The sequence below is a fragment of the Massilia sp. TWP1-3-3 genome, assembly GCF_049897805.1.
GTDB lineage: Bacteria > Pseudomonadota > Gammaproteobacteria > Burkholderiales > Burkholderiaceae_D > Telluria_A.
Genome location: NZ_JAFCWX010000060.1, coordinates 1 through 8,923 on the forward strand (window position 1 = coordinate 1; position 8,923 = coordinate 8,923).

Annotated in this window: 4 protein-coding genes and 1 pseudogene; all 5 read right to left on the reverse strand. The window is 54.8% G+C overall.

Annotated features, from left to right (window positions below):
• Window positions 1–734: 734 nt before the first annotated feature.
• Window positions 735–2,598 (reverse strand): annotated as a pseudogene (locus tag ACP7D4_RS27065) (type VI secretion system Vgr family protein); the annotation flags it as partial.
• A gap of 48 nt (window positions 2,599–2,646) precedes the next feature.
• Window positions 2,647–5,076: a phospholipase effector Tle1 domain-containing protein gene (locus ACP7D4_RS27070; RefSeq protein WP_426212444.1), complete on the reverse strand. Its 2,430-nt coding sequence runs from the start codon at window positions 5,074–5,076 to the stop codon at window positions 2,647–2,649.
• A gap of 12 nt (window positions 5,077–5,088) precedes the next feature.
• Complete coding sequence (locus ACP7D4_RS27075) at window positions 5,089–5,628, reverse strand: DUF3304 domain-containing protein (protein ID WP_426212446.1); 540 nt, start codon at window positions 5,626–5,628, stop codon at window positions 5,089–5,091.
• 417 nt (window positions 5,629–6,045) lie between these two features.
• The gene (locus tag ACP7D4_RS27080) at window positions 6,046–6,999 is read right to left on the reverse strand and encodes a DUF4123 domain-containing protein (protein ID WP_426212448.1); all 954 of its coding nucleotides are present in this window, start codon (window positions 6,997–6,999) and stop codon (window positions 6,046–6,048) included.
• The coding region (locus ACP7D4_RS27085; protein WP_426212450.1) for a type VI secretion system Vgr family protein at window positions 6,999–8,923 on the reverse strand (1,925 nt) is incomplete at its 5' end. The genes ACP7D4_RS27085 and ACP7D4_RS27080, both read right to left, overlap by 1 nt.

Sequence of the window (8,923 nt, forward strand, 5' to 3'; positions counted from 1 at the left end):
TTGCCGGGAAGACCTATCGCCATCGAGAGAATCGTTCGAAGCCCAGGAAGCCCGGCGTAAAACCACACAAGAAGATGACTCAGAAAAACTGTTGAAAGGTCTTAACTTGGGTGGATTGGGCCTTCAGCACCATCTTGACGTTGGGCATCTTGAGCCTGAACGCGCTTGATTTCCTGGCGGATGTCGGCGTAGTTTATCTTTAGCGGGCCCTTGTACTGCGGAGATGAATACGTTGCATAAATAGTTTCGTGAGTATCTTTGTAATCAAGGAACGCGACTTCATAAGCGAACGCAGCGCCCTCTTCCTTCTCGGAGTCGCGTGCGATTGTCGATTTTCCGTCCTCGTCCTTGTCCGCAAGATCCTCCCGCAATACGACGTCAATATAGTGTCCAAATTCGTGGATTAGCGCAATAAGGAGTTCGCCCGACTCTTCGTTGTCTTTCACCGCACGATCGGCTGCCACTTGATGGACCATGATGATGCGCGTTTCGTTGTCGAAGGAGGCCGGGTAATGCCCGCCGGTCATCAGCACGATCTTAGGATTAGGTATCGTTCCTTTTTTTAGTCCATCTTGCAACTTGAGATAGATCGGTGCTGGGATATCGAAACCAAAAACGTGGACCAGCATCCCGACAAATTCGGCTTTGTTTAGCCTCTTCGCTGCCGCAGTCAACTGATCAAAGGCGAAGGTGCTTTTCAGGACTCGCGCCACTGCGAGTTCGACCGCAACAACTGGCAACACAGGAAGCTTGTAACTCGATTTCTGAGGCCCATCGAACGATTTTTTGCCTGCGTGGATGGTGATTTTCCCGGGGCACTGCACAGTAATATTTCCACCGTCAATTGTGATGTTCGCGCCGCCCGCAGTCGACAAGCTGATGCTCTTGGCTGCGGCCCAGTCGACATGCGCATTGACGCTCACGAGACTGACCTCATCCCGCGCCTGCGCGGTGAGGGTATCAGCCAACGCCTGGATGTCGATAGCATCTCTGGCGGCAATCATCTGCAAACCGAGATTGCCCTCACCGGCTGCCACTGCGCCGCCGAGCATGCCAATCGCCTGCCCGCTGTGCACACGCATCTGGCCGCCGGAGAAGTACTGGGTATCTCTCCCGCTCATCAACGTGACAGTTTCACCGTTGGCTAGCTGCATGCTCTGCCCCGCCGTTATGCCAAAACCCGCCTGTGCGGAAATCGCAATGATCGCGTCCGTCGATTGAGGAAGCGTGGACTCGCGAGGCTTGGTATTTTTTTTCTCGGCGTCGCCCTTGGCGTCGCGCAGACTAGTTGCGGCCACCATGCCCGAGACCGACTTCATCAACGCTGTTAACGGCGCGCTTGTGATATCAAGCGTGCTTACGTTAGCTTTGGCCGCACCCGCGTGCGACGCGAGCCCTACGGTCTTGTGCGTCACGGCCGCATCACTGAAGGTCTTGGCCAACGTCACTGCTTGCTTGAGCATCGCAATCCCCGGCGCATTGTCCCCCACCGGATCACGGCTGGCAGCAGCGTGCGCCGTCTTGTAACTCGTAATCAACAACCCCGCCCCGGCCCGCACCGCACCGTAAGCATCGGTACGCAGTTCAGCTCCGCTGCCCCGAAAGCTGCCGCGATAGTTATCCGCGCCGTGCACCAGATGCCCAAGATTGAGCTCACTGCCCGCGTGGCTGCTCTTGAGCTGGATGCGCCCCTGCGCATCGGTGTCGTCAAACAGCAACTGGTTGTAGCCGTTTGCGCCAAACTCCTTGCTGCGCACGCCCCACTGTGCGGCGCCGTTGCGATGGCCTTTCGACTCCGCAGATGCGCCGTGCCACAACGGACTGTTACCACCTGCCACGTTGCCCTGCGCAGAAGGCGCATGGTCGTGCGCGGGACCAAAGCGCGCCGACTGGTCGTCACCCTCGGCCGCACCGCCAGGCGTGGGCGCAACACCACCTTCGCCCTGCCCGTTGTACAAGGCGCCGACAATGATCGGCCGGTCAATATCGTTCTCGAGGAACTGGACGAACACTTCCTGCCCGATACGCGGCAGGAACTGGCTCCCCATTCCGCCCCCGGCCGAGCGTTGCGCAACGCGCACCCAGCAAGTGGCGTTACCCTTGTCCTGCCAGTGAAAGCGGATGCGCACCCGTCCCAGCCGGTCGCAATACAATTCGTCGGCGCCACTGGCCTGGTCATGGCCATCGGGTCCGACCACGATCGCGCTTTGCGCGCCCGGCGCCGTCGGGCGATGGTGGCCGCGCCCGTCGCTGCCCTCAAGTTGCGGGCGCCACGTCACGTCGGCCCCCACCGCTTCAAAATAATTCGCATAACCGCTCTTGCGCGCCTGCGCGACGACCAGTGCAAACTCCTCCGGCTCGTTGCCGCGCACGATGTCTTGCAACAGCTCCGGTATCGGTCCAAACAGCTCGGCCAGGGCCTGCTGCGCCGGCGACGGCAAATTATTCACGCCCACGCTGGTCACGCGCAGCAAGGCAAACGGGGCCGCCTCGCCCAGCTGCTTGAGCGGTGCATCGAGGATCGTCAGGCGGGTGCCGGCGAAGCGTGGAACGCCCGCGCCACAGGTGGCCGCGCGCTTCCTTGCCTTGCATCTGCATTGAGCCGCAGGATAATCCACCCGTAAAGACACTGTTTCGAGAATCAGCTTACTTGTTTTCCCAACGTTGGCGAATTTGCTTTTTCCATTCGTTTTCCGCCGCAATGTATTGCCGCACAATCTTCGTTTGCGCCTCGTGGTACAACCGTGCCTGCTCGTTCGCTCCACGAATCAATTCCTTGTTCAGCCGGATAATTTCAGCTCCAGCAGAGTCGGTGATCTGTCTAATTTTTACACCTGATATGACAGCAGCATCGTGGATCTTTTGGTTAGCAACGATGGCCCGCTGGCGAATCGCACTTGCTGCTCTTGTTGACGCCTGACTAATTTCCGCGCCAGTTTTGATAGCAACAGCATCCAGCTTATGGCCAGCTTTGACAGCATCTGATTTCAACTCGTGCGCGGTACCAACGGCCCCATCTCTCAGTTGTCGGCCGGTTTTCACAGCCGCGTTTTCGATATCGTCGCGAGTATGTATTGCCGCATCGTGCAGCGTATGCCCCGTCTCAACTGCAGCATTCTTGACCTGATTTGCCGTCTTCTCCGCTGCAGACTTAAAATGTTCTGCTTTTGCAATTGCGGCCAAGCGCGCTTCCTCGGCTTTCGTTTGAACCTTCTTGGCGCCTTGCTCTATTCTTAACCTAACATCGTTATAATTACTTAAAGCAGAAGAATATAAACGTTGAAAATAGTCAACAGTGGAATTGGCAATCCCTTTCACTTGCTTGAGAGATTCGTTTGCGGCAGAATAAAGCCGGGCGTCAGTTGGAGTCTGCAAAAAGACATTACGAAAACGAGCATATCCACCGGTCAACCACAGCGGCTCATGGTTCCCTAGAATACGAAACCCGGCACGCGAATCATGGACATATTCTGTGAACAGCGCGATACTTGCCGGCGGCGGAAGATCGCCTTCAAAAAAAATATGGAAGAAATTTTCCTCGTGCGCACTAAGAGGATCTTGCCGGTCTACGAAATACATTGACACCGGAGTTAAGTGACGCAACGCTTCTTTACTCGTTTGCCATATGCGGCCTGCCACCGTTGAATTCGCTTCGCGGCGTTCACGCCAGGATTGCAGCATAACACCTAAATCAGTATCAGCCTCCTCCAAATCTTTCTGATCGCCAGGATTCGCCCTTTTGAAAAAATCCTGCTTTGCAACATTTTTGCCAAGGGTTGTATGCATCATTCCTCGCCATCGAAGATACTGACGGCAATGTGCCTGCGTAAATTCTTTGACGGTGCCTCCGTTAATGCCCGAGGTGCTCAACCACGAATTGTAGGTCTTCAGTAAATTCGGATCCACAGAAAAGCTAGCCGCAATGTTGGGTTCGCCATGAATCTGTTCGATGGTCCTCATCGGCACCCCTGCTTTCAATGCCGCAAAATGCATATCAAGCAGCGGAATTTGGGACAGATGGGGTGAAGGATTTACCTTGGTCGGCATCGATTTACCCTGCTCACCAGGATAATAGCCACCGCCGACATCAGAGTGCATACCCGGATAACCCGTATTCCCAGAGCCAGTCGCGGACTCCAGAGGAAAACTACCGCGCTGCTCATGCAGAGCGATAAAGTGAGCGCATTCTTGGACAGATGAATGAATACTTTGCGTATCTTTCCCCCAAGCCATATGACCAAAGGTAACTGGCGTAACATCTCCAACTCCGACTGCTGCAACCGTATCAAAAATCCCCAAGAAACTGATTCGTACAGGCACACCCGCAATCTCAAAGCCATCTCCATCAATATCAAAGATATGATTAAGCCAGTGAACGAAAGCTCGCGCTTGCGCCGCCCCGCGGGAAAAACCGAATACTGAAATATTCATTTGCGTAACCTGCAAATTGCCAGGCTTTCGTAATACGGCAGCCACATATTCCTCAACGGCCGTCAACATTCGCCAACGCTTTTGCCCCTCTCTGTCGCCAGGCAGTAGATTCTCTTGGCTCATCTCCATAACCATTAAACTTTTAGCGAGATTGGTAAAGGCAGACGTCACTTGGCCGGTCGAATACTCATGGAGAGCCTTAAATATTGAGGCTATTGCCCAATTAATTCGGTCAGCACCCATGAGCGCAAAACCATTACCTATATTTGACGTTCGCCATGACCATGTATCACCAATTTCCTTAAAAGGTGTTCCGACACCCGGCACATAGATTTTTACAAATCCCATTTTGGTATCATCTAAGTGAGCATCAAATAGTCTGCTTACGTTGCTATGCTTATTACGGGCACGTTGCGATTTGCTATAACCATCTTCCGTCCACGCCTCATTATTTCCCGTGCCGTCAAAAAACACGCCAACGTTCAACTGCCCCTTGCAATGGCCATCGGCTGAGCGAAGGCATGCCATCGCCTTTGCGCGTTGCGCCGCTTCCTTACCAGTTAACCTTCTTTTCCCGTCGAAAGGTACAGGTCGACCCGCATATACAATCGTCATTTTTTTTCCAAAAAAGATGGAGAACGCCAACAATTCACGATATTACTTCCACCGTATTTCAAGAGGAACCCCCGGTACCATTTCGGCTTCCTTCCCCCGTAGTGGATATTTCTGATGACCTAGCAGGTAGTCCGTAATAAATACCTTGACGCTGTCATCATTAAGGAAATGCACGCTTAGGTGATTTGGCAGCGACCCGTCGTAGCGGGGAATCGCCACTTTTTGAACGAAAGTCTGTTCCTGGCCATTACGAGTAGAAACTTTTCTGACGGTCGCCGTTAACGTTGGGGTCCAAGCCACAGGCAACATAATGCAGCAAGTATGAGAGCCTCCGCCTGCCCCGGGAGCGATGTAACCGGCCTGCACAGTGGAACCATTACTTAGAGAGACTTCGAATGAGGCTACGCCGCTTAAACTATGATTATAGGCCATTAAATTTGCACTTATGCTAGCGGTCTGCTTTGCGCAAGCCGTACTCAGCAACGTCACGCCAACTAAAATCAGCAATGGCAGTTTCAGACATGATGAACTCATCTTTTTATTTCCGACCTGAGAGGTTTTTGGATGGAGGCTGTTTCCCATAAAGGAGGTCCCGCTGCCCAGACTCGCGCTGGCAAGTTATTGATCGCAGCGTGAAAATTGTCGAGACTTTTGGGCGGATGTGCCATGAGACTGATACAAAGTGGGTCCTCCACACCTTTGCCCGTGGTATACAGCGCTAACAGGACGTACTGGGCTTGCCTGTCAATATCGGTTACGCCCGACTTAATAGCAATTAACTGGTACTTCGCAACAAAGTCATGTAATGTTTTGACCGGAACTAGATCGGTTTCATCCTTGATAACCTGTCGAATGTATTCGATCAGTGGACCAACCAAGCGATCCGGTGCAGATCTAGTAGATGGCGCCGAATTAAATGCACTCAGAGAAGTCGCGTTACATGTCGCTCCGGTAATCGACCCGATCACTAAAAACAACACACAGCAGGTTAGATGATAACTAGCTTTCATATTCATCAAACTTCAACGGAAAAACTGGTTTTTCCATTCCAAAATCCCATAACGGCGGTCCTGCCATCCAAACGGCATCCGGCAAAGAGGCAATCAAAGCATGAAACGCGTCTATATTGGAAGGAGGGGACTTCAGTACACTTTGGAATAAGGGGTGCTCAATACCCTTTCCGGATGTATAAAGGGCGAGCAGCACGACTTGTGTCTGGCGATCTAAATCATTAATACCGGCGGTTGAAGCAATCGCTTGATAATTCCCGACGAACTCATATAGTTTTTTATTCGAAACCAAATTGACTTCATCTGAAATTACATTACGAATGTGTTTAATCAGCGTGTCGAGCTCGCTCGCATTCATCAACATTGCGAACTGCGCGTCATCCAATGTGAGTAATTGTTCACCAAAGGATGGACCAACGAAACAGATTTTCGGTACGTGCGTGCTGAACAGAAGCGTGGCGTTACCGAAACGATCAAGAAATTTGAGACTGAACATGCCCGCAGTAAATATGTCTCGTTGAGAATCACTCAAGCACGCGAACCATACCGGCATGACCCGAGTGTCGTACCAGCGTAACAACATAACTTGGCGATCGTTGAGGCCGATGCTGTGGAAATGGCCTAGATGTACTATAAATTGATTAAGCGGCAGTGAACATTCCGCCCAACTGAGGCAGGGGGCGCGGGCTCCGAGGTCGAGTGCCCATTTCCAAACGTTTTGCGTCATGCCGTCGTGACATTCGTTCAAAGGGACAAGCAAAGGCGCGATCCCGCGCAGCGCTGCCTGATCCGTGCCATCAAATAGCGAAACATAATGAATATTGCGGCGTTCCAGCCAAAGGTGACTGTCTTCATGTTGGGCGCCATCTATGAGCAAATACGCATACTGACCACGAGCGGCTACGGAATGCGTCCAATCAATCAAATTCTGTATTGACTCCATTAGATAATCACTCCTGGTGCACCTGAGCGCATTGCTTCCATTAAACAATTCTTACAAACACTTTTGCCGAAAACTGGCAGAGTATAGTTCAGTTTTTCTGGGCCGGTAAAACTCTTCCTACCGGCGTGAATGGCAATTTTCCCTGGACACTGCACAGTAATATTGCCGCCATCGATAGTAATGTTCGCACCACCCGCCGTAGACAAACTAATACTTTTTGCCGCCGCCCAATCAATGTGTGCGTTCGCACTCATGACGCTCACGACGTCGCGCGCCTGTACATTAACGACGTCGGACTGCGCCTCGATTGTAATCGGGTCTTTCGCCGCAATGAACTGCAAGCCAAGATTGCCCTCGCCGCACTTCACCGCGCCTCCAAGCACCCCGATAGCCTGCCCCGTTTGCATCCGCATCTGCCCGCCCGCGATAAACTGCGTATCCTGCCCGCTGACCAGCGTGACGGTTTCGCCGTTCGCCAGTTGCACGCTATGCCCGGCATTGACGCCCAGGCCCGCCTGCGCCGCAATCGCGATGATCGCGTCGCTTGCATGCGGCACCTTCCCATCGCTAGCTGCAGTTGTCTTGGCACCAGCATCAGTCTTGGCACTGGCAAGCGTGTCGTTGCCAACCATCCCTGACACGGCTACCATCATCGCCTTCAGGGGCGACGCGGTCTCGTCAAGCACGCTTTCGTTTGCCTTGGCAGCGCCCGCATGCGCGGCCAGCGCCACCGTCTTGTGGGTCGTGGCCGCCTGGCTGAACGTTTCGCCTAACTTGACGGCTTGCTTGAGCATCGCAATCCCCGGCGCATTGTCCCCCACCGGATCGCGACTAGCAGCAGCGTGCGCCGTCTTGTAACTCGTAATTAACAACCCCGCCCCGGCCCGCACCGCACCGTAAGCATCGGTACGCAGTTCCGCCCCACTGCCCCGAAAGCTGCCGCGATAGTTATCGGCGCCGTGCACCAGATGCCCAAGATTGAGCTCACTGCCCGCGTGGCTGCTCTTGAGTTGAATGCGCCCCTGCGCATCGGTGTCGTCAAACAGCAACTGGTTGTAGCCGTTTGCGCCAAACTCCTTGCTGCGCACGCCCCACTGTGCGGCGCCGTTGCGATGGCCTTTCGACTCCGCAGATGCGCCGTGCCACAACGGACTGTTACCACCGGCCACGTTGCCCTGCGCAGAAGGCGCATGGTCGTGCGCGGGACCAAAGCGCGCCGACTGGTCTTCACCCTCGGCCGCACCGCCAGGCGTAGGCGCAACACCACCCTCGCCCTGCCCGTTGTACAAGGCGCCGACAATGATCGGCCGGTCAATATCGTTCTCGAGGAACTGGACGAACACTTCCTGCCCGATACGCGGCAGGAACTGGCTCCCCATTCCGCCCCCGGCCGAGCGCTGCGCAACGCGCACCCAGCAAGTGGCGTCACCCTTGTCCTGCCAGTGAAAGCGGATGCGCACCCGTCCCAGCCGGTCGCAATACAATTCGTCGGCGCCACTGGCCTGGTCATGGCCATCGGGTCCGACCACGATCGCGCTTTGCGCGCCCGGCGCCGTCGGGCGATGGTGGCCGCGCCCGTCGCTGCCCTCAAGTTGCGGGCGCCACGTCACGTCGGCCCCCACCGCTTCAAAATAATTCGCATAACCGCTCTTGCGCGCCTGCGCGACCACCAGTGCAAACTCCTCCGGCTCCTTGCCGCGCACGATCTCTTGCAGCAGCTCCGGTATCGGTCCAAACAGCTCGGCCAAGGCCTGCTGCGCCGGCGACGGCAAATTGTTTACGCCCACGCTGGTCACGCGCAGCACGGCAAACGGGGCCGCTTCGCCCAGTTGCTTAAGCGGTGCATCGAGGATCGTCAAGCGGGTGCCGGCGCGCAGCGTGCGCAGCGTGGACCGCCCGCGCCACAGGTGGCCGCGCGCTTCCT